This is a genomic window from Flavobacterium saliperosum (genome assembly GCF_900100625.1).
Taxonomy (GTDB): Bacteria; Bacteroidota; Bacteroidia; order Flavobacteriales; family Flavobacteriaceae; genus Flavobacterium; species Flavobacterium saliperosum.
On record NZ_FMTY01000001.1, the window covers coordinates 275,873 to 299,303 of the forward strand.

The following is a 23,431-nucleotide window of genomic DNA, read 5'->3' on the forward strand; positions in this document are numbered from 1 at the left end:
AAAGTGCAACCTTTTGAGTTGCACTTTATATTCATTGCGTGATGTATCTTAATGTTTCACAATAACTTTCTTACCCATTTCCTGGTTAGTGTTTGTATTCACTCTAACGATATAAATACCATCACTCAAGTTAGAAGTCGGGAAAGTATATTCTGAATTGGCTCCTAAATTATTTTTAGTGAAAATAAGTTTTCCGGCAACATCGTACAAAGTACAAGATTTTAAATCCATCATTTGAGGATTAGAAATCGTTAGGCTATTGGTACTGTTGTTTTGATAAACGGTCAAACTTTCACCAAGAACATTTTCGTCAGTTGATAAGGCAGCATCCTTGAATGTTATTTCAAATCGATCATTAACCACACCTACAGGCAAGGTTATTTCGAAGAAATTATTTTTGATATCATGATACACTCCGGTTTGTTTGTCAAACAAATAAACGTTTTCAGCATCTGTAAAGTTAATAGTATTTCCAACTGTCACTTTAAAAGTAGTTTGTGATGCCGCTTTAAAAGCAAACGGTATTCTCTTGTTGATATCAAAAGGCAAGGTGGAAATCACGAACTGATTGGTAGCATCAAGAGGAAAATAAGCATCATTCGGTAAATTGTATTCCGGTGCTTTAGCATCCATTCCTAAATCAAAACCATCGGTTGCCTGACCGTTAAAAGCCAAAGCTACTTCTCTTGAATACTGATTATTCAAAACGGTATGTATTTTAATCTGAGGCAATTCTTTGTTGGAATACTGCGTGTAATCTACTCCGGCAACATTTTGAATATCTCCCCAAGTATCACCATTAACTTCATTTCCGATTCTTTCAAATTGAGAATTGTTAAGCACACCTTCTTTAACAAAAACACGGTAAGCGTTTTTCATTTGAGCCGAACCTACAGCCGTACCTTCTATTTTGAAGCCCTGACCTATTGGAGTAAACATTCTCTTATATGTACTTCCGGTTGAAACCCCAGCAGTATTTAATGTACCATCATTATTATAGGTATTCCATGTTGCCGCCGTGTAAGTTCCCGGAGAAAAATCCCCATTATTAGCAATATACGTTCCATAACCTCCTTGGTAAGCAGCCAAAAAATGAGAATCCACAGCATCATTATGTTCCCAAAAATAAGCCGTGCCATTCATCACCGCAAGATTAGCAGGGTCTCTTAAAAAGAGATTAAGATTAATGGCAGACGGATATGGATTTCCGGTTAGAGTTCTCATCGCCGGAGCTACATTGATTGAAATAGTCCCATCGTTGGGTTTTCCTCTAAAATCATAACGTTGATTAGCACCCGGGTTATTCGCACTGGTGCCATCTGTTCCTTTCATGGTAAATCCTTCACCCGCATTAATGGTATTGGCATTCCCCACATACACCCAATTCGCATAAGTATTAGAAGTAATAAACTTATAGATCCAACGGTTGGAAATTGTTAAAGGAGAAGCTGTTCCGTTAAGTGCAGCAGTTAAAACCGGATCATTAGCTGTAGTTAAACCGGTAATATCTTTCAGTTGAGCAACCCCAAAAGGATTGTTCACTGCTGTTGCAGACAATACATTACCTACAGGAGAACACCAATAATTGTAATCAAATCCGTCAGCAGTACCTTCCTGATATACAGAAAGATTACCAACACCTTTATTAACCCCTGAAGCCGTTGTGCCTTGAAGCAATTGTGCTTCATCTCTTAAGTACATGTTACTTGTAGCCGAATTCAACTCAAGATCGCCCTTAACAAACAATTGCTCGTTCTTGACAAACACATAACTGTTAGGACTAACATACATTTGAGCAATAAGCTCCTGCTGATTAAACATTGTCACTGCCAGCAACACTGTTCCTTTGAGTAGATTTAACTTCATAAGCATTAAGGTATTATCTTTAAAATATAGATTTAACAAATATAAATTATTTTTGTTTAACAAAAAAATTTTTGTTTTTAATTCGGTTAAAAACAAATAAATCCGACGAAAAACAATTCAAACAAAAGAACATCGGCTTAACGATATAAAAACAACGGTTTCATATTAAAACAATTAACTTTTAAAACCGCATCTTTAACAATTAGATGCAGTACAAAAAAAAAACTACCGTCCAGTAAGATTATTCAACAAATATAATCGCAAAATTGTAAGTATTTATATCTTTAAAAAGTTATAAAAAACAAAATAAACTTTTTTTTTGTTATATTTTCATCTTAATACTAAACCCCGAAAGTTCTCTTAAGAATTAAAATGCACACATAAAATCTTTGCAACATCCCAAAAACAAAGAAAAAAACAAAATAAACAAAAATCAAAACAACAATATCTCTAAAAAAAAGTGCTTTATGAGAAAAAAAATCAAAAAAACACGCAACCCATCCTTAAAACAGTTTTTTTTTTAACATTTTTTTTATAGATTTACTATTCTGATAAATACAATTATATGATGAAGAATTACCCCAATGACATGATTTTATTACGAAACTGTTTTCAGAAAATAACAACCCTTATTTTGTTATTCTTAATAAACCATTTTTCGTATGCACAAACTAATGTTTTTCCGGTTACAGACGGAGCATTTGAAACAGGAACTACCTTTGCTGCTAACGGATGGAGCGCCGTTAACGGAAGCAATACAGCTAGAGTTTGGCAAGTAGGAACAGGACAAGTCGGCTATAATGGTGCTCGCTCTGCCTTTATAGGAAGCAGCGCCACTACAATAACAGGCACACAAGCCAGGCTGGTTCACTTTTACAGGTCGATAACCATCCCCGCCGGAGCAACCAACATACAGCTTTCTTTTACTTATAAACAAGCTATTTCTGATTATGCATCAGGAACATATTATGATTACATAGCGGCTTATACCGATGGCGCTGCGCCAACAGCAGGAACCTTACCCCCTGTCGGATCGAGGGTTTTCGGACCATATCCAAATGCTAACATCACAACATACACAGCTCAAAATGTTACACTATCCAACACGTTAGCAGGAACAACCACAAATTTAATTTTCACGTTTGAATGTGACAATCAAAACCCACATGGTTATGGCGCCGTAGACGACATTATTCTAACATACACTCCAGCACCAGTACCAACCATCACCAGTCTTGGCACGACTAGCGGATGTGTTGGAGATTCTATAACCATAAACGGCACAGGACTAACAGGAGCGACTGCTGCGAATGTTAAAATCGGAGGTACTGCTGTTACATCCATCACTTCCAATACAGGAACACAAATCATTGCAGTCATCGGAGCCGGAACTACCGGAACGGTAGAGGTTACAACTCCGGGAGGAAGCGCGACCTCAGCAGCCACCTTTACCGTAAACCCATTACCTGCTAATCCAGGAAACCCTACAAGCAACTCACCGCAATGCTTTGCATCCGGCGTTACATTAACCAGAGTAGGGGCGCCTCCAGCTGGTGTAACCTGGTTTTGGCAAACAACCGCTTTAGGAACTTCAACAGCCAACAGCGGAAACACGTATAACGTAACGACCTCAGGCACATATTACATTCGTGCTCAAAACAACACAACAGGATGTTGGAGTTCCGGTTTTGGCAGTACCACAGTCACGGTCAACAACATCCCCGCAATAACAACCAACCCTGCGAATTCAAGCATAACTGTTGGCTCCAACACTTCATTCACTGTAGTCGCTTCAAACACTCCGACAAGTTATGTTTGGGAAGTAAGTACTAATGGTGGCGGTTCGTGGTCAACCGTTACTAATGGAGGGGTTTATAGCGGCGCAACAACTGCCACATTAACTATAACAGCTGCCCCAATCGGAATGGACGGCTATCAGTATAGAGCAAGAGCCACAAACGCCTGCGGATCTTCAGCAAACTCAACTACAGCTACGTTAAACATAACATTAGCATATTGCACACCTTCATTCACAACCATTGTTGAACCCATCAGCAACGTTAACTTCAACACTATCAACAACAATTCCGCCAATACTTGTGGAGCCGGAACCAGCTACGAAAACTTCACTGCCGTATCTACCAATGCCTTCAGAGGGTTTACGTACACCCTGTCTGTAACAAGTAACACTTGTGGAAACTGGACTGATTATGTGTATGCCTACTTTGACTGGAACAGAGATGGTGATTTCGCAGATGCCGGAGAATCATACAATTTAGGAACAATTAACAATACAACTGCCGGAGTATTGACACAATCTATCTCAATTCCAATGGGAGCTTCTTTAGGCGCTACCAGAATGAGAATCATAAAAAATTTCGCCTCCGCACCTACCGACCCTTGTAGAACTGGAGCCGGATACGGACAGGCTGAAGATTACACCGTTAACATAATTGCTCCTCCTGCCTGTACTACCCCAACAGCCCAACCTACAGCAATGAGTTTAACTCCGGCGGGAACATCAATTGCAGGAAGTTTTACCGCTGCGTCACCCGCATCAGACAGCTATTTGGTTGTTGTAAGTACTTTTGCAACCCCACCCGCTTCCCCTCCGGTGAACGGAACAACTTATGCAATAGGAAGTTCAGTAAGTTCCGGATATATTGTTGTTGACAATGACAGCAACACTTCCTTCACAGCTGGAGGATTAGCCAACAATACTACGTACTACTTTTATATCTATTCGTTCAATGGATTATGCACGGGCGGTCCTTTATATTACACTACAGGTCCATTAACCGGAAATGCAACAACTACGGCGGTTGTACCTACTTACTGTACGCCGTCTTCCACAAACAATAATGTGTACATTTCAAGTATGCGCTCCGTAGGAACCATAATCGATGCAAGTAACGGACCTACAGGTTATTCTGCGGGAGGGTATGCCAATTATACAGGCACTACAATTGCAACCCAAATTCCGGGTGGCGGTATCAATATGGAAATTATTGTTTCCGGAAGTTACCAAAGTGGGCCATGTAATACAACATCCCAATTTATCAAAACTTGGGTTGACTGGAATAAGGACGGTGATTTTGACGATGCCGGAGAGCAGGTTTATGTATCCGGAACCGATCTTGCACCTGTAGCGACTGCTTTGGATAACATTTACGGCTTTGTCGTACCAGCAGGAACCTTCCCTGGAAATTACAGAATGCGTATTAGAACCAGAGCCTATTGCGACAGCGGAACAGTAACACCGTGCGGCTCACACACAACAGGTGAAACGGAAGATTACACTATTACAATTGTTGAAGACTGTCCATCCAAAATAACAAGCGTTACCGGAGGCTCAGCTTGCGGACCAACTAACACAGTTACCTTAAATGCTACAAAAACCGCATCGGCAACCGGCTTTAGATGGTATACTACCTTATCTGGCGGCGCCCCAATAGCAACCACAGCAGCAGGCACCTGGACAACCCCTTCCATTGGCGTAACAACAACCTATTACGTTACGGCATACGATGGTGTTTGTGAAACCATACACAGAACCCCAGTTGTCGCAACCATACTCCCAACATCCAACATCACAGTAACACCATCTGTACCAGAGGTTTGTGGAGAAAACAACGTAGTGCAAATTTCTGCAACAGGGGATTTTGTAACCGAAACTTTACTGTTACAAACGTTCGAATCCGGCATGGCACCTTTTACGGTTACCACACCAACAAATACAAATGGCGGGGCCGACTCACCATGGAGTGTAAAAACAAGTCCGTATGTACCCAATTCAACAACCGTTTGGCGACCGGCTCTAAATTCCGGAGCGATTGGAACAGTTGGAAACAGTTTTGCATTCACTACTTCTGATTACAGCAACTCTACTTTAGAGACTATAATGACATCTCCATCCATTGATGCTTCATTATTCACATCATTAACATTAACATACAACCACATTTACGGTGCTTTCTCAGGAGATACCGGAAGATTAGAGGTATCTGTTGCCGGCGGTCCATTTACCGCAGTAGAAAGAACATACACAACAACTGATATCGGGACTCCTTCTGTATTCGCTACAGAAACGGTTAACTTTACTGCATATGCCGGTCAGTCTAATTTAAGATTCCGATTCAGATACAACGCACAATGGGACGATGGTTGGGCAATTGACAATATCAAACTGGAAGGCGTAAAACCATTAAACACTACTTTCACATGGACTGGAGGTACAGTTAACGCATTTATTGATGCCGGTTTAACAACTCCATATGTGGCACAAAGTGTTTCAACCGTTTACGTGGTTCCGGATGCCGGTCAATTAGCATCCCCTTCATGGTCCTTTACCGCAAATGCCACACTTGGTAATGGTTGTCCTGTTTCAAAACTGATCACTATTGACAACAAAACAAAACTTTGGGTTGGATCAACAAGCAATGATTGGCAAAATCCAAACAACTGGTCTCCGGTAGGAGTTCCGGATGCAAACACTTGTGTAATCATTTACGACGGTCCGTTCGACTCAAATGTTTTAAGCGCTGTTCCTGCTTTTGCTAAAACGCTTATTGTTAGACCAAATGGCGATTTACAAATTCATCCGAACAATTCAGTAACCGTTACAGATGTTGTAACAGTTGATACCGGAGGTATTTTCAACATCCGCAACACTGGAAGTCTGGTTCAGATTAACAACGTTGCCAATTCAGGTATTATAAATATGGAGCGTATTTCACAACCTATGTATTTATATGATTACACCTATTGGAACTCTCCGGTTACAGCAGCTTCCGGATTCACTTTAGGCAATCTAACAACGGCTACATCACACATTTTTAATTACACACCAACACAGGCAGGAGCTAACGGTATTTGGACACAGCAAAGTGCCGGTACTGTAATGAGTCCGACAAGAGGATATATTGCTCGTGCGCCATTATCATTCCCAACTTCCGGTGTAAAACAAACCAAAACCGTTAATTTCATTGGAACACCTAACAACGGTAATATATTAATGCCAATATCAAAAGGTACAAATGCAAACATAGGCAGCACTCTACCAAGCGGAGGCTCAACAGTTGTAACCGATGCAGACGACGAGTGGAATCTGATAGGCAATCCATATCCTTCAGCAATTGACATCGTACCATTCCTAAACCACCCAACAAACACTCCGGTAGTGGACGGAACAGTATACCTATGGACACACAATACACCTCCAACAGCCGCAACACCAGATCCGTTCTACGGAAACTATGCTTTGAATTACACTGTAAACGATTATGCAACGGTAAACTTATCAGGAGCTACTGCTACAGCAACATCCGGAGGAACTGCCCCATCACGTTATATTGCAGCAGGACAATCCTTCTTTATCAGTGCCGATAATGCGATGGCAAACGGAACAACCGCAAACGTACTCTTCAATAATAGTATGCGTGTTTCCAATGAGAACAATCATTTCCTAAGAACCGAAAACGAAGCACAGGCTCCTGAAGGTTTTGAAGCGAAAAGATTATGGCTTAACTTATCCAATAACGCAGGAGGTTTTAGTCAGATCTTAGTTGGCTACATTACGGGAGCCACCCTTGATTGGGATCGTGGTTTTGACGGAGAATCACTTGCAGGAAATGCCGTGAAATTCTATTCTTTAGGAGCAGACACAAAATTAACCATTCAGGCGCGTCCTTGGCCTTTTGTTGAAGACGACATTGTTCCTTTAGGATTTAAAGCAACTTCACAAAACAATTATACTATTGGAATTGATCATTTAGATGCCGATTTCAATTCACAAAACATTTATCTTGAAGACAAACTGTTAAACATCATTCATGATCTGAAATCAGCACCTTACAGCTTCACTTCTGAGGCAGGTGTTTTTGACACGCGATTTGTATTAAGATATACGCAAAACACTTTAAGCAATGAAGAAGTTACGGCTTTCGAAAACACCGTAACCATTTTCACGAACAGTAAACTTAATGCAAAATCAACAATCGAACCGATTAAAGAGATTATCGTGTATGATTTGTTAGGTCGTGTTTTAACCAACGTAGTTAAAGTTAATGCTAACGAATTTACGGTTAGCAATCTTAACCCAACAGAATCAACACTTATAGTTAAAGTAACTTTAGAAAACAATGTGGTGATTACTAAAAAAGTTATTTACTAGTAGTTATCAACCCTTTATTAAAAAGCTCCGAAATTCGGAGCTTTTTTTATACCTAAAAAACAGTCAAAAAACGCTTTCCGAACATTCAATCCTAAATTAATTTTTACACCAAAAAACACCAAAAAAAACATTTTTTAACAACGCAAAAATTCTTTACACATTATAAATCTAAAAAAGTTAACAAATTGTGATTTTTTTACAATCAGAAACTTAGAATATGCATTTCATCGATTATTTAATACACTTTAACGATTTATGCAGTTATTTAACGATTAAAATTTACATTATATCGATAAATTATTAATTTACAAGCACTAACTAACAAACTGTTATATATAAAACTAAAAGCCATTTTATTGTGAAAAAAAATTACTCTAACCCCAAAAAAAACACAGCTGTTTCTCAATACGCTTGTTCTGAAAAATCGAAATTAGGCAGGCTAAAAAAAGGGCCATCTCTTTTCTTTTTTTTAGCTGTTTTTTTACTGTTATCAGTTCAAATGAGTTTTGCTCAGGGAGCAACTTGCGCAACTGCGGAAGCATTGCCGCTCAACAGCTGTGACGGATCAATTGTAGCCTTAGGAAGTGGCGCTGAAGGAAGCCCACTAGTAAGTGCCAGCGGTTGTAATTCGGGAGGCACTTACGGTCGACAAGGATGGTATTCCTTTTCAATCCCATCTGGCCCCACTAACGTAACCATTTCTGTTACCGCTGGATCGAGAAACATTATGTTACAGGTTGTTTCCGGAACATGTGGTTCACCAACTCAAGTTGTTTGCTCTAATGAAGTTACGACATCTGGCGCTCAAACAGAAACAATCAATACCACGTTAGCAACCGGCAATTATTTTTTAAAGATAACCAATCTTACCAACAACAACCTTACCCCAAGTAGTGTTTGTATTTCTACAGTAGCAAACGACAATTGTGAGGTTGCTACCGCTTTAACAGTCAACCCAAGCACAACTTGCACCTCAACTACAGCTGGAACTACAGTCAATGCTACGCAATCCATGACCGGTTGTACAGGAACAGCGGATGACGATGTTTGGTATAGTTTTGTTGCCACAAGCTCATCCCATACTGTTTCCGTAACACCCGGCACCTTGGTGAATGCGATTCTGGAAGCATATAGTGGAACCTGCGGTCAGGCATCACTAACATCAATTTCAGGTTGTGTTAATGGAAATGCCGCTGGAACAGAAACAACCACTTTAACAGGTTTGACTGCAGGAAGCACTTATTATGTAAGAGTCCACAGTGCAGCAAGCGGAAGTGGCCAAGGCACTTTTACCATGTGTGTAACCACACCCCCACCTCCCGGTTGTACCAATACAACACAATATCCTTCCGGAGGTATTAATGCCCCTACAAATAATGTGGCTGTAACGATAACCACAATTCAATATCAAAGTGAATATAACCAAATAAACAATATGCTTGCGGGTAGTACTTATCAGTTTGCAAATTCAATAGGAGGGTATATTACAATCCATCAAGGAACGTCTAATGGTCCAATAGTTACAAGTGGTAATTCTCCTTTATCGTATACACCTTCAGCAACTGGAACATATTATATTCATTACAACACCAATGCTGCTTGTGGGACTGCATCTACAGGAGGAACAACAACAATCACATGTACTTCATGTAGTGCACCTGTTCCACCCGCAAATGACAACTGTACAGGCGCCATAGTTTTAACAGTTAATCCAGATTTAAACTGCGGATCCACAACTTCTGGCACAATCGCTTTAGCTACCAGCTCTGGCGCAAACACTTGTGGCGGCAATGCAGACGACGACGTATGGTACCGATTTGTAGCAACTGCTACAGCACATTCTATCGATCTTTTGAATGTTTCTGGTAGCACTACTGACTTATATCATGCTGTTTATAGCGGCGCATCTGGTTGTGGCAGCTTAGGAACTCCTTTAATCTGTTCCGATCCAAATAACAGTGTTATTTCCGGCTTAACTATTGGCACAACCTATTATGTAAGAATATATTCATGGACTTCCACTACAGGACAAAACTCTACCTTTGATATTTGCATAGGTACACCTCCTCCTCCTCCAGCAAACGATAACTGTACTACAGCAACTGCCGTTACCGCTAACCCTGATTTATCCTGTACAACAACAACTCCAGGTTCAATTTTTTGGGCTACCAGTTCAGGCGTTAACGGTTGTTCCGGAACTGCTGATGATGATGTATGGTATAGTTTTGTAGCACTTTCAAACTCTCACAACATCCAACTTTTAAACGTTGCTGGCAGTACCACCGACTTATATCACGCAGTTTATAGTGCCGCTCCAGGATGTGGAAGCTTAGGAACCGCTTTACTTTGCTCAGACCCAAACAGCAGCTCCATAACCGGCTTAACTATTGGAAACACCTACTATATCCAAGTATATTCATACACAAGTACAGCTGGCCAAACAACTACATTTGATCTTTGTATCACCACAAACACACCTTGTATTGCAGGTCCTGGCACAGGAACATCCACTTTAGGTTGCCCTAATGTAGTCTCAGGTGGTCTAGGTTTAAGCGGCGCAGATCCAGCACCAATTACTTGTGCTTCTGGAAGCTGTGTTGATCTAGAAGCAACGTATTTACAATTAGGAAATACAACTTCATATACTGTATCCTCAATTCCATATAACCCGCCTTATCAGTTTAGTTGTTTAACGAATCCAGTAAGTGTTAACATTGACGACACCTGGTCGGCTCCTATCACCTTACCATTCAATTTCTGTTTTTACGGAAACTCATACAACCAATGTGTGATTGGCTCCAATGGAGTTCTGACTTTCGACATGACAAAAGCAAGTACATCATCTGGATATTCGTTCAGCAATAACTTACCAAGTACAACGGGGGCTTTATTTGCCAACTCTATTTATGGAGTGTATCATGACATCGACCCAAGTGTAGGTGGTGAAGTTGGATGGGAATTAATCACGTTAAATTCAGGATGTAGAGCTTTGGTGGCTTCTTGGAGCAATGTTCCAATGTTTAGCAACAATAGTTTATTATACACCGGAATGATGGTTTTATACGAAAACACAAATATCATTGAAGTATACATCAAAGAGAAAAGAGTAGATGGCACTTGGAATGGAGGAAATGCCATAGTAGGACTTCAAAACGCTGCAGGAACATCAGCAACAGTAGCACCGGGAAGAAACAGTCTTGATGCGGATTGGACTGTTTTACCTGCAACAGGTGAAGCTTGGAGATTTACGCCATCTGGAGCCTCAATTACAACGTTGGAATGGTTTGAAGGACCAACCGCTACCGGTCCAGTTATTGGAACCACACCAACCCTTAGTGTTTGCCCTACAGCTACTACGACCTACACGGCTCAAATAACGTATACTTTATGTAATGGTACAACACTAAAAGAAACCGACCAGACAACAGTTACCGTATCAGCCAACAAAACTTGGAATGGTTCTGCGGGAACAAACTGGAATACGGCCGCAAACTGGACCCCAGCTGGAGTTCCAGTTGCTAGTGAAGGTATTTTAATTCCAAACACCGTTAACAAACCAATCATTTCAGGAGGTGCTCCTGCAGTAGCTTGCAGCTTAAACATTCAAAGCGGAGCAACTCTTACGGTTAATCCTGCCAATACTATTACCGTAACCAATGCTGTTTCTATCGCAGCTGGTGGGGATATGATTATTGAGAATACAGGAAGTTTGGTTCAGATCAATAATGTTGCAAACTCTGGTACGGCTCATATTAAGAGAACCTCACAACCAATGTATCTTTTGGATTACACTTATTGGAATTCTCCGGTTACTGCTGCTTCAGGATTTACCGTTGGTAACTTAACTTCAGCAACCAACAAGATTTACAGGTATACTCCTACAGTTGCTAATGGTAGTGGAACCTGGACTCAAATAGGAACAGCAACAGTAATGAATCCAACTTTTGGAGTAATTGCTCGTGCCCCTATAACATTCCCTTCAACAGGAACCAAACAAACCTATACGGTAAACTTCACAGGAACACCTAACAATGGCCCTATAACAATGCCAATAGGTATGGGGACCAATGCCAACATTGGAAGCACAACACCAAGTGGTGGATCAACTGTAGTAACGGATGCCGATGACGAATGGAACTTAATAGGAAATCCATACCCATCTGCCATTAACATTGTGAGTTTCTTAAACAATCCGGCAAACATACCGGTTGTTGACGGAACTGTGTACTTGTGGACGCACAATACACTTCCATCCAATGCAGAACCAGACCCATTCTACGGAAATTACGTTTATAATTACACCGTTAATGATTACGCTACAGTGAATTCATTAGGAGCTACAGCAACTGCTACAACTGGTGGAACCATGCCAACACATTTTATCGGAACAGGGCAATCTTTCTTCATCAGTGCGGAAGCCAATGGTAATGTAACCTTTAACAACAGTATGCGCGTTGCGAATGCTAACAACAATTTCTACAGAGAATCAAATGATACGGACGACGCTAATGGTTTTCAAAGTCAACGTTTGTGGTTAAATCTTTCCAACAACAATGGTGGTTTCAGTCAAATCTTAGTAGGTTATGCCGAAGGAGCTACCTTAAATTGGGATCGTGGTTTTGACGGTGAAGCGTTAGCAGGAAATGTCGTGAAATTCTACTCTTTAGGTGCCGACAAAAAACTTACCATTCAGGGAAGACCATGGCCTTTTGTTCAGGAAGATATTGTCCCTCTGGGCTTCAAAGCAACTGTTCAAGGAAATTATACCATCGGTATTGATCATTTTGATGCAGAATTCAACAATTCAAATATTTATCTGGAAGACAAATCGCTGAACCTGATACACAATTTGAAATCAGCACCTTACAGCTTCACTGCTGCAGTTGGCACATTTGACAATCGCTTTGTGCTTCGCTATACGGAAAACACATTAGGTAACAATGATAATTCCGTAATTGAAAATTCGGTTGTAGTCTATGCTAATGATAAACTAAGAGTAAATTCCACATTGGAGCCAATCAAAGAAGTAATTGTTTATGATGTTTTGGGTCGACTATTAGCGGATGCCAAAAAAGTAAATGCAAACGAATTTACTGCCAACACGCTCAACCCAACAAATTCCACTTTAATTGTAAAAGTAACTTTAGAAAACAATACCGTGATTACAAAAAAGGTTATCTACTAACCGATTGTAACTCAATGAAATTACTCAAAAGCCCTGATAAATCAGGGCTTTTTTTTATTATTTGATGATTTAATAACTTTTTCTTAGTAACGGTTGCAGATGAAATAAAAAGGCATAAATTTGCCCACTTAAAAAAACATAAAAGCCATAAATTGTTAAATTATGAGAAATTTCATTAAATCGTTGATTATAATAACAATACCGTTCCTAGCAAACGAAAGTTATGCACAAGTGGGTATCGGTACTACCACTCCTGCTGGTGCCTTAGACTTAAATCCAACTGTGACAACTAATTTTGGATTTGTTGCACCAAGAGTTGCTTTAACATCAACCATACTACAAGCTCCAGTTGTAAACCCACAAGGTGGAGCCATTACAGCCGGCACAGTAGTTTACAACACCGCAACAGCTGGTACAACTCCAAACAATGTTGGACCTGGTTTATATTATTGGAACGGAGCCAAATGGATTGCATTCGCGGGCTCACCGGGAGGTTTGGATTGGTCATTAACCGGGAATAGCGGAACCACTGCCGGCACAAACTTTATCGGAACCACTGACGCTCAAGACATACGCTTTCATACAAACGGAACCGAAAGAGCCAGAATTTTAAGTACCGGCACTATGGGAATTAATTCCGTTGGAACCACAACATCGCAACTTACAGTTGCAGCGTCTGGAACAAATGATGCTATTGCCGGAACAGCAAACCATAACGTTGCCAATGCCGTATGGGGTAGAAATGCTCACGCAACAGGTACTGCCGTTATTGGGGCAACTAATGGCTTGGGCGGTATATATCCAACTAATGGTGCGGGTATTGCGGGCTCAGGCACAAACAGCATCGGAGTTTATGGTAGCACTGGTAATGGTTCTCCAAATAATGACGCACATGATGGCAACCATGCAGGTGGTTTCACCCTTGACAGTGATAACAATGCTACAACTGCCAACAGCAGTGCTACGGCTAGATTAGCAGGTAAAGAAATTTCACCTGCAAGAACACTATACGGTGGGTACTTTTCTTCATTTGCTAATTCCAGCACGAATTATGCTTATGTTGGAGTAAACTACAACCACAACAATAACGCCAATGCAAATGGCGGTACAAACTACAAAATTTTAGGTAACGGAGTGGTTTCCACCATAGTCCCAGACGCAGACAACAAACCGAGAATCATGTTTGCCCCGGAAGCGCCCGAAGTTCTTTTCCAAGACTATGGTATCGGCAACTTACAAAACGGTATTGCTACTATTAAATTAGATAAGATTCTGTCCAAAAACATATTGGTAGATGCTAATCACCCGTTAAAAGTGTTTATCCAACTAGAAGGAGACTGTAATGGTGTTTTCGTGACCGATAAATCCGCAGAAGGATTTACAGTAAAAGAATTACAAAACGGAAACAGCAATGTAACTTTCTCATGGCAGATTGTAGCGACAAGAGCAGATGCAAAAGATGCAAACGGAAATATAACCTCACACTTTGAAAATTTAAGATTCCCTGTCGGTCCAAATGCTATAAAAGAAACCAGCTTAAAAACTAAAGAAATCAAAAAAGAAGAAGCGCAAAACTAAACATACTTCAAAAAATTCCAAAAAGACCTTTGCTTTAAATAGTGAAGGTCTTTTTCGTTGGCATAGGCTTCCCTTTCAAAACTGATATTCCGGTAGGCCACAAAACGATTCTTAAACTGTAGCCATCGGATCAGAAACTCCATCCCGTACCACAAAAAAAAAGGCACGATTAAAAGCTCCAACTGTTGTCGGATATGGATTTTTTCATGGTTAATTACAACCAAATCTCCCCTATCCTCCTTATGGGTTAAAAGTATAAAAGGAAACAGCGTTATCCCACGAAATCCCTTTGGCGTTAAAAATTTGAATACGAGTACAATCATTACGTGTAAAGTTCCTAAATTTGTGATTATGAATAACACATTAGACCCGAATAATTTAAAAGAGGGGGAAGATTTCTATTATACACCGGAAGGCTACAAATGTTTCACCGAAAAATACCATTTAAAAAGAGGGTATTGCTGCAAAAGCGGCTGTCGTCATTGCCCTTACGGATTTAACAAAAAAACAGGGGGAATTACTAAAAAATAGTTGGGCGTTCCCCTACGGGTCGGGCTATACGCAAGTACAAGGTACTTTGCTCCTATCCCTAACGCAGTCCGGCTAAAAAAACAACACACAACTAAAAAATGGACATTCATTTTCAAAAATACAGAATCAAAATTCACAAGTCCTACCACAGGTCGGATATCCGATATCCCTAGGTTTCATAATGAACTTACCGAAAGATAAATCAATAAGAAACCTTAAACAAAACAATAGTTCTTAGTACTTCCGTGTTTCGAAAAACACAGCGCCGTAGTAACTCAGAACCTTAGCAACTCAACAAAAATGACTTTTCAAGATCAAATACAACAAGGAATTCCATCGGTTTTACCACAACCAAAACCTTACGACACTACCATAAATCACGCACCAAAGCGTAAAGAAATACTATCCGAAGACGAAAAAAAACTGGCCCTTCGCAACGCCCTTCGTTACTTCGAACCCAAACACCACGCCGAACTGATTCCCGAATTCAAAGAAGAATTAGAAAAATACGGCCGAATTTACATGTACCGCCTTCGTCCGGAGTACCGCATGTACGCCCGCCCAATTTCTGAATACCCCGGAAAAAGCGAACAGGCAAAAGCCATCATGCTGATGATTCAGAACAACCTGGATTATGCCGTGGCTCAACACCCACATGAATTAATTACCTATGGCGGCAACGGAGCCGTGTTCAGCAACTGGGCACAATACCTGTTAACCATGAAATATTTATCGGAAATGACCGAAGAACAAACGTTGGTCATGTATTCCGGTCACCCAATGGGATTATTCCCTTCCCACAAAGAAGCACCAAGAGTGGTAGTTACCAACGGAATGATGATTCCCAACTACTCCAAACCGGACGACTGGGAGAAATTCAACGCCTTAGGAGTAACACAATACGGGCAAATGACCGCCGGAAGTTACATGTACATCGGCCCGCAAGGTATCGTACACGGAACTACCATCACGGTACTGAACGGCTTCCGAAAAATTATGAAAAATCCAAGCGGTGGTTTATTCGTAACCTCTGGTTTGGGCGGAATGAGCGGGGCACAGCCAAAAGCAGGAACCATTGCCGGCTGCGTAACCGTTTGCGCCGAAGTGAACCCGAAAATCACCAAAATCCGCCACGAACAGGGCTGGATTCACGAAATCGTGGAAGACATTACGCTGTTGGTAGCCAGAGTCCGAAAAGCATTGGATAACAAAGAAATCGTGTCCATCGCCTATCTTGGAAACATAGTTGATGTTTGGGAGCGCTTCGATCAGGAGGGTTTGCACATCGATTTGGGTTCCGATCAGACATCACTGCACAATCCATGGGCGGGCGGTTACTACCCTATCGGATTCACTTTTGAGGAATCCAACGAAATGATGGCCAACAATCCGGAAAAATTCAAATCGGAAGTACAAAAAACATTGCGTCGTCATGCGGATGCGATTAACAAACACACCGCAAAAGGCACTTATTTCTTCGACTACGGGAATGCGTTCTTATTGGAAGCGTCCCGCGCCGGAGCTGACGTTATGGCGGCAAATCATATCGATTTCAAATACCCATCCTACGTGCAGGACATTATGGGACCAATGTGTTTCGACTACGGTTTCGGACCTTTCCGTTGGGTTTGCGCTTCAGGGAAACCGGAAGATTTAGCCAAAACCGACAAAATTGCCTGTGATGTACTGGAGGAAATGATGAAAAATTCACCAGAAGAAATCCAACAGCAAATGGCCGATAACATCCAGTGGATTAAAGGCGCACAGGAAAACAAATTAGTAGTGGGTTCACAAGCCCGAATCCTATATGCCGATGCCGAAGGAAGAACCAAAATTGCCGAAGCCTTCAATCAAGCGATTGCCCGAGGTGAAATCGGCTATGTGGTATTAGGACGCGATCATCACGATGTTTCCGGTACCGATTCTCCTTACCGCGAAACCTCCAACATCTATGACGGCTCCCGTTTTACGGCTGACATGGCCATTCATAACGTAATCGGCGACAGTTTCCGAGGTGCTACCTGGGTTTCCATTCACAATGGCGGCGGCGTTGGATGGGGTGAGGTAATTAACGGTGGTTTTGGTATGGTTCTTGATGGTAGTAAAGAGGCTTCAAAACGCTTAGAATCAATGCTTTTCTGGGATGTAAACAACGGAATTTCCCGCAGAAGCTGGGCCAGAAATGAAGGGGCCATTTTCGCTATAAAACGCGCTATGGAGTCACAACCGTTATTAAAAGTCACCCTCCCTAATTTAGTGGATGATGCCTTATTGAATAATTAGTTTCAGGTTTCAGGTTTCGGGTTGTTCCACGAAATTTCTGACTTGAAACACGATCACTCGAAACCTGAAACCTTTAAAATATGAAATCAAAGATTCACGAACTCAAAAAAAGCAATTTTAGAATTGTGAGTAAAACAATTCAACTGCTTTCGTTAACGCTCCTTTTCGTTCTTGGAGCCTGCAGCTCGGTAAGAGTAGACGCTGATTACGACAACAATGTCGATTTCAGTCAGTATAAGACCTATGCTTTTCAGAAAAGCGGTATCGATAAAGCCGAAATTTCCGATTTGGATAAAAAAAGAATCCTTCGTGCCATCGATGCTGAAATGACTAAAAAAGGCTACACCAAAAGTGAAACCCCGGACTTACTGGTAAACATCTTCACCAAAGAAAGAGAACGTGTGGATGTAAACCAATACAGTGCCGGATGGGGTTACGGCTGGGGCTGGGGTTGGAATCCCTACATGTGGGGAGGTCGCAATTACGTCACCACCTCTACGGAAGGAACCTTGTACATCGATTTAATTGACGCCAAGAAAAAAGAATTGATCTGGCAGGGAAAAGGTAGTGGTTACCTCGAGCAAAGCCGTGAAAAAAAAGAGGAGCGCATCAATGAATTTGTCGCTAAAATCCTAGTGCAGTTCCCTCCTGAGAAAAAATAATCATTCAATAGTAAAAGACTGTCTGCGGACGGTCTTTTTTACAAACTAACATTTATCATATTTTCAGTCCTTTCTGTGACTTACTTTTACCTCAAATAAAAACAAATGCAAGACATTCAAAATCGCGACGATATCGAACAAATGGTGAACTCTTTTTATGCCAAAGTGCAAAAAGACGAATTCATCGGACCCATTTTCAATGAGAAAATTCAGGACCGATGGGAAATGCATCTGGAAAAAATGTACGGTTTTTGGCAAACGGTTTTATTGGATGTTCATGCCTATTCCGGAAGTCCGTTTCCGCCACACGCTCAATTACCCATCAACAAAGAGCATTTTGACCGCTGGATGGAAATCTTCACCAAAAACATCGACGAACAATTTGCAGGCCCGATTGCAGACGAAGCCAAATGGCGCGCCGGAAAAATGGCAGAAATGTTCAACTATAAAATTGAATATTTCCGAAATGCCAATCAAAAACCTTTAACATAGAAATTTGCTTTTATTATTTTGATTATTTTGCAAATAGTTTACATTTGAATACTAATTAAACTATTGATACTCATGGCAAAAAACCATACTAAACTATTTCTGACAGCTTTACTGTCCGGATTGCTTTTCTCGTGCAGTTCCACAAATCTGTTAACTTTAAGCGTTACGGAACCGGCTCCCATTTATATTCCGTCCCAAGGAAAAACAGTTGGCATCATCAACCGAAGTCTGCCTTCCAAACAAAACGAAGCCATCGATGCCATTGATAAGATTTTATCCGTTGAAGGAAAAGATCTTGACAAAGAAGGTGCTAACGAGTTGGTCTTGGGATTGCAAAACGAGCTGACCAAAAACAATGGTTTTTCCGTGGTGAAAATTGTAGAGGAATCCGATTTAAAAAGTGTGGGTTTAAGTGTCTTCCCTGCCCCATTACCTTGGGAAACTGTGGGTAAAATATCCAAACAGCACCTATTGGATTACATTTTCGAATTGTCGTTTTACGACACCGACACCAAAATCGATTACAAAACCGCAACCGTGGAAAAAGCAAATGTTATCGGAATCAAAATCCCTGTAATCGAGCATCAGGCCACGGTTACCACATTAATCAAAAACGGATGGCGCATTTACGATGTGAAAAATAAAAGTATCGTAGACGAAATAGGGTCAAACAATGTAGTCACCTCTGTTGGAAGAGGCATTAATCCGGTAACGGCCGTAGAAGCGGTCATGGGGAGAAAACAAAATGTACTGCAATTAAGCAATCGTTTGGGTGCCGATTACGCCTTAAAAACCCTTCCTTACAAAATCAGGGTTTCGCGGGATTATTATGTAAAAGGAACACCCAATTTTGAAATCGGAAAACGCAGGGCACAAACCGGAAACTGGGATGGTGCTGCCGAACTATGGGCAAAAGAAGTCAACAATTCCGATCCGAAAATTGCAGGAAGAGCGTGTTACAACATGGCCATCATCAATGAAATCAACGGAAATCTGGAAGTTGCGGTTGACTGGGCTTCAAAATCGTACAGCGATTACGGGGATAAAACAGCCTTACGCTACCTCAACGTATTAAAAAACAGAATCTCCAAAAAAAAGCAACTCGAAGCGGAAAACAACTAAGTTTTAAGGTAAATGTAACATTGATACATTGCTAAAATCGTTGTAATCTCATCAAACATTTCATAACTTTACGACCAAATACAACACACAGCAAATCATGAATACAACGTACGAAACCAATCCGTTAATCGAAAGATTACCCAAGCATTTAAAACAGTTTATCAAACCGCAGGACTACAGCGAATACACACCTATAAATCAGGCAGTTTGGCGTTATGTAATGCGTAAAAATGTGGATTATCTGGGTAAAGTAGCACACAGTTCCTACTTGGATGGTTTACGTCAGACCGGAATCGATATTGAAAGCATTCCGAACATGTATGGCATGAACCGCATTTTGAAAGAAATCGGATGGGCAGCAGTTGCCGTGGACGGATTCATTCCGCCCAATGCGTTCATGGAATTCCAGGCGTATAACGTATTGGTTATTGCTTCGGACATTCGTCAGCTGGAACACATTGAATATACCCCTGCTCCGGACATCATTCACGAAGGTGCCGGCCACGCGCCAATCATTGCCAACCCGGAATATGCGGAATATTTGCGTCGTTTCGGTGAAATCGGTTGTAAAGCCATTTCATCGGCACACGACTATGAAATGTATGAAGCCATTCGTTTACTGTCTATCTTAAAAGAAGCCGAAGGAACCCCGCAAGCGGAAATTGAAGCGGCCGAAAAACAGGTAGACGATTTACAAAACAATATGGGTGAACTTTCCGAAATGGCACAAATCCGAAACCTGCATTGGTGGACGGTGGAATACGGCCTAATCGGAACGGTGGACAATCCAAAAATATACGGTGCCGGCTTGTTATCTTCTATTGGCGAAAGTGCGTGGTGCATGACCGACAACGTGAAGAAAATACCTTATGATATTTCGGCAGCCAATCAGAGTTTTGACATTACCAAACCGCAACCCCAATTATACGTCACTCCGGATTTTGCCCATTTGAGCATGGTTCTGGAAGAGTTCGCCAACAAAATGGCATTGCGTACCGGAGGTTTAAGCGGCATCAAAAAACTAATTACATCCAAAGCTTTAGGAACGATAGAATTAAGCACCGGAATTCAGATTTCAGGTGTTTTCACCAATGTGATTGAACACGACGGGAAACCGGTATATGTTCAGACTACAGGTAAAACAGCCTTATCCTACCGTGAAAAAGAATTAGTAGGCCACGGAACAGAATACCATGCAGAGGGCTTCGGTTCTCCAATAGGAAAACTTAAAGGGATCAATCTGGCGATTGAAGACATGAGTCCGCGTGACTTGCGTGCCTACGACATCTACGAAAACGAAAAAGTAACCCTTGAGTTTGAAGGCGACATTACCGTTACAGGAGAAATCATCACCGGTTCTAGAAACCTAAGAGGTGAAATCATCATCATCAGTTTTAAAAACTGTACCGTAAAACACAAAAACACGGTGCTGTTCCAACCGGAATGGGGCACCTATGACATGGCGGTGGGTAAAAAAGTGATTTCCGCCTTTTCCGGTCCGGCCGATGTGAACAGCTTTGACATGATCAGTCACGTTCCATCATCGCATACCATCAAACAAAAAAAATCAGCCGAAAGGGAAGAGCTCGAAATGCTGTATCGCAATGTGCGTAACATACGCGAAAACAAACCGGCCGAAATCACTCTGAAAGAAGCTTTTGCAGCAGTTACAGCAGGCCATTCTAATGATTGGCTGCTTTCTGTTGAGATCGCCGAACTCGCTCAGAAAAACAACAATAACGACCTAACCGAAAAAGTACTGAGTCATCTGGAAAAAGTAAAATTAAACAGACCCGAAGTAGCCAAACTGATTACCAACGGACTGGAATTGATTTTCAGTAACGTACCCGCTTAGTAACATTGGTTACAATACATTTGTAATCAGCACCATATCTTTGTTAAAAAAATAACACTATGGGATTATTAGACATGCTAGGATTAGGCAACAAATCTGAAAATATTCAGGATTATGTAGCAAAAGGTGCGGTGATTATTGACGTGAGAAGTAACGGAGAATTTGCTTCGGGACACATAAAAGGCTCGAAAAACATTCCGTTAGATACCATTGCCTTTAAAATTCAGGAAATAAAAAAACTAAACAAACCGGTGATTGCCTGTTGTCGTTCCGGAATGCGAAGTGCCCAGGCCACTTCCATTTTAAAACAAAACGGCATCGAGGTCATCAACGGTGGTGGCTGGGAAAGCCTACAGAACAAATTATAATGGACGATTTCAACAGAAAAAAACATTGGGAAACCATTTACGACACCAAAGCGGTAAATGAAGTGAGTTGGTATCAGCCGCTTCCGAAAACTTCTTTGGATTTCATACAGAGCAATACATCTTCCAAAGACGATGCGATTATCGACATTGGTGGTGGCGACAGTTTTCTGGTGGATCACTTGCTGGATTTGGGATATACCAATATTTCTGTTTTGGACATTTCCGAAAATGCGATTGAAAGAGCCAAAAAACGTTTGGGAAACAAAGCCGAAAGTGTGAAATGGATTGTAAGTGACATTACCCATTTTAACCCTACGGAAAAATATGCCGTTTGGCATGACCGTGCGGTTTTTCATTTTCTGACGGATGCTTCCGACATTGAGAAATACCAACAAATCACGGCTTCTGCGATAGCGGACAACGGTAAAATGTTGATTGGAACCTTCTCCGAATCAGGACCAAAGAAATGCAGCGGTATTGAGATTAAACAGTACTCCGCCAACTTGCTTGAAGAAACATTCAAAACGAATTTTAAAGCGGTGGAATGTTTTTTTGAAAACCATACAACACCCTTTGATACGATTCAGAATTTTGTATTCTGCAGTTTTGAGAAAAAATAAAAAATCCCGCAGGTAGCGGGATTTTTTTATTACAATTTAATCGTTTCTTCCATTTGTTTCTCGCTTCCGATGACCTGATTGTTGTATTCCAATTTCCACCCCATCGAATTGGTCAGAATCAAAACTTTAGCCAGTTCACTCACCAAGCGGTTTTTCGCATTGGATTTTAACGTTGACTTTTCGATTTTTTTAGCCAGATCGGCTTTCACCTTTTTGTTGATTTTATTGTAATCGTCACCGGTAAAAGGATTCATTGTACTTTGTTCGACATCGTAAAACTGAATATCCGGGCTGATTTTTATTTCTTCTTTGGGAATACTGACAATGGTAATCGTTTTGTTTTTTTCGTCTATGTCGTATTGCATCTGACGTAAATCATACGCTACCGTTACATCAGCATTAATGATTATCAGTGCTTTTTTTTCAAACGAAAGCAGGTTCATCATGTATTTCTGCTGGTCTTTATAGGTCATGACCTGCGAATAATGCCCTTCCGTCACAACCAATTTCCCAACACTCTTGATTTGTTGTTGAATCAGCTCGGTATTGTATTCGGTAGTAGCCGCGTTTTTATCTGCCGTGAAATACTTATAAGCAATCACTCCCAATACGACAAAAACAATCAGATAGAGTAATTTACCTGAACGCCCAATGGCCTGAACCAACGGAATTAACATGTTCTTAATTGCGGTTTCGT

Annotated in this window: 13 protein-coding genes; 11 read left to right on the forward strand and 2 right to left on the reverse strand. The window is 41.1% G+C overall.

Translation table 11 applies throughout. From position 1 onward, the window contains the following. Nucleotides 1-48: 48 nt before the first annotated feature. Nucleotides 49-1,866, reverse strand: a complete 1,818-nt coding sequence (locus tag BLQ05_RS01360) for a T9SS sorting signal type C domain-containing protein (RefSeq protein WP_162147773.1) — start codon at nt 1,864-1,866, stop codon at nt 49-51. A gap of 565 nt (nt 1,867-2,431) precedes the next feature. Here BLQ05_RS01360 and BLQ05_RS01365 point away from each other — a divergent pair. From BLQ05_RS01365 to BLQ05_RS01420, 11 genes are all read left to right on the forward strand, one after another. Then, entirely contained in the window at nt 2,432-8,038 is a 5,607-nt protein-coding gene (locus BLQ05_RS01365; protein WP_023575346.1) for a GEVED domain-containing protein, read from the forward strand. Between the two features lie 499 nt (nt 8,039-8,537). Beyond that, a complete protein-coding gene (locus tag BLQ05_RS01370) occupies nt 8,538-13,223 on the forward strand; it encodes a T9SS sorting signal type C domain-containing protein (protein WP_035653845.1) in 4,686 nt (1,561 codons plus the stop codon). 162 nt (nt 13,224-13,385) lie between these two features. Next, nucleotides 13,386-14,801, forward strand: coding sequence for a hypothetical protein (locus BLQ05_RS01375; RefSeq protein WP_051365711.1), 1,416 nt, complete (start codon nt 13,386-13,388; stop codon nt 14,799-14,801). A gap of 351 nt (nt 14,802-15,152) precedes the next feature. Continuing rightward, the gene (locus tag BLQ05_RS01385; RefSeq protein ID WP_023575350.1) at nt 15,153-15,332 is read left to right on the forward strand and encodes a C1orf53 family protein; all 180 of its coding nucleotides are present in this window, start codon (nt 15,153-15,155) and stop codon (nt 15,330-15,332) included. 300 nt (nt 15,333-15,632) lie between these two features. Further along, complete coding sequence (locus tag BLQ05_RS01390) at nt 15,633-17,615, forward strand: urocanate hydratase (protein ID WP_023575351.1); 1,983 nt, start codon at nt 15,633-15,635, stop codon at nt 17,613-17,615. An 80-nt stretch (nt 17,616-17,695) separates the two neighbouring features. Beyond that, the gene (locus BLQ05_RS01395) at nt 17,696-18,277 is read left to right on the forward strand and encodes a DUF4136 domain-containing protein (RefSeq protein ID WP_023575352.1); all 582 of its coding nucleotides are present in this window, start codon (nt 17,696-17,698) and stop codon (nt 18,275-18,277) included. Nucleotides 18,278-18,382: 105 nt separating this feature from the next. Then, a complete protein-coding gene (locus tag BLQ05_RS01400; protein ID WP_023575353.1) occupies nt 18,383-18,769 on the forward strand; it encodes a group III truncated hemoglobin in 387 nt (128 codons plus the stop codon). A 72-nt stretch (nt 18,770-18,841) separates the two neighbouring features. Continuing rightward, nucleotides 18,842-19,891 carry a DUF6340 family protein gene (locus BLQ05_RS01405; protein ID WP_023575354.1) on the forward strand — a complete coding sequence of 350 codons (1,050 nt, stop codon included), beginning with the start codon at nt 18,842-18,844 and terminating at the stop codon, nt 19,889-19,891. A gap of 97 nt (nt 19,892-19,988) precedes the next feature. Further along, entirely contained in the window at nt 19,989-21,746 is a 1,758-nt protein-coding gene (locus BLQ05_RS01410) for an aromatic amino acid hydroxylase (protein WP_023575355.1), read from the forward strand. A 59-nt stretch (nt 21,747-21,805) separates the two neighbouring features. Further along, nucleotides 21,806-22,114: a rhodanese-like domain-containing protein gene (locus tag BLQ05_RS01415; protein WP_023575356.1), complete on the forward strand. Its 309-nt coding sequence runs from the start codon at nt 21,806-21,808 to the stop codon at nt 22,112-22,114. Continuing rightward, nucleotides 22,114-22,734, forward strand: a complete 621-nt coding sequence (locus BLQ05_RS01420) for a class I SAM-dependent methyltransferase (protein ID WP_035653847.1) — start codon at nt 22,114-22,116, stop codon at nt 22,732-22,734. The genes BLQ05_RS01415 and BLQ05_RS01420 overlap by 1 nt, the downstream gene beginning before the upstream one ends. 29 nt (nt 22,735-22,763) lie before the next feature. On the opposite strand, the gene BLQ05_RS01425 is transcribed toward BLQ05_RS01420, so the two are convergent. Further along, entirely contained in the window at nt 22,764-23,411 is a 648-nt protein-coding gene (locus tag BLQ05_RS01425) for a DUF4230 domain-containing protein (RefSeq protein ID WP_051365721.1), read from the reverse strand. Nucleotides 23,412-23,431 lie beyond the last annotated feature (20 nt).

What these genes read in the sequence shown, in the direction of transcription:
- BLQ05_RS01360 (WP_162147773.1), bottom strand. Translation starts at nt 1,866, where the DNA reads ATGAAGTTAAATCTACTCAAAGGAACAGTGTTGCTGGCAGTGACAATG.
- BLQ05_RS01365 (WP_023575346.1), top strand. Translation starts at nt 2,432, where the DNA reads ATGATGAAGAATTACCCCAATGACATGATTTTATTACGAAACTGTTTT.
- BLQ05_RS01370 (WP_035653845.1), top strand. Translation starts at nt 8,538, where the DNA reads ATGAGTTTTGCTCAGGGAGCAACTTGCGCAACTGCGGAAGCATTGCCG.
- BLQ05_RS01375 (WP_051365711.1), top strand. Translation starts at nt 13,386, where the DNA reads ATGAGAAATTTCATTAAATCGTTGATTATAATAACAATACCGTTCCTA.
- BLQ05_RS01385 (WP_023575350.1), top strand. Translation starts at nt 15,153, where the DNA reads ATGAATAACACATTAGACCCGAATAATTTAAAAGAGGGGGAAGATTTC.
- BLQ05_RS01390 (WP_023575351.1), top strand. Translation starts at nt 15,633, where the DNA reads ATGACTTTTCAAGATCAAATACAACAAGGAATTCCATCGGTTTTACCA.
- BLQ05_RS01395 (WP_023575352.1), top strand. Translation starts at nt 17,696, where the DNA reads ATGAAATCAAAGATTCACGAACTCAAAAAAAGCAATTTTAGAATTGTG.
- BLQ05_RS01400 (WP_023575353.1), top strand. Translation starts at nt 18,383, where the DNA reads ATGCAAGACATTCAAAATCGCGACGATATCGAACAAATGGTGAACTCT.
- BLQ05_RS01405 (WP_023575354.1), top strand. Translation starts at nt 18,842, where the DNA reads ATGGCAAAAAACCATACTAAACTATTTCTGACAGCTTTACTGTCCGGA.
- BLQ05_RS01410 (WP_023575355.1), top strand. Translation starts at nt 19,989, where the DNA reads ATGAATACAACGTACGAAACCAATCCGTTAATCGAAAGATTACCCAAG.
- BLQ05_RS01415 (WP_023575356.1), top strand. Translation starts at nt 21,806, where the DNA reads ATGGGATTATTAGACATGCTAGGATTAGGCAACAAATCTGAAAATATT.
- BLQ05_RS01420 (WP_035653847.1), top strand. Translation starts at nt 22,114, where the DNA reads ATGGACGATTTCAACAGAAAAAAACATTGGGAAACCATTTACGACACC.
- BLQ05_RS01425 (WP_051365721.1), bottom strand. Translation starts at nt 23,411, where the DNA reads ATGTTAATTCCGTTGGTTCAGGCCATTGGGCGTTCAGGTAAATTACTC.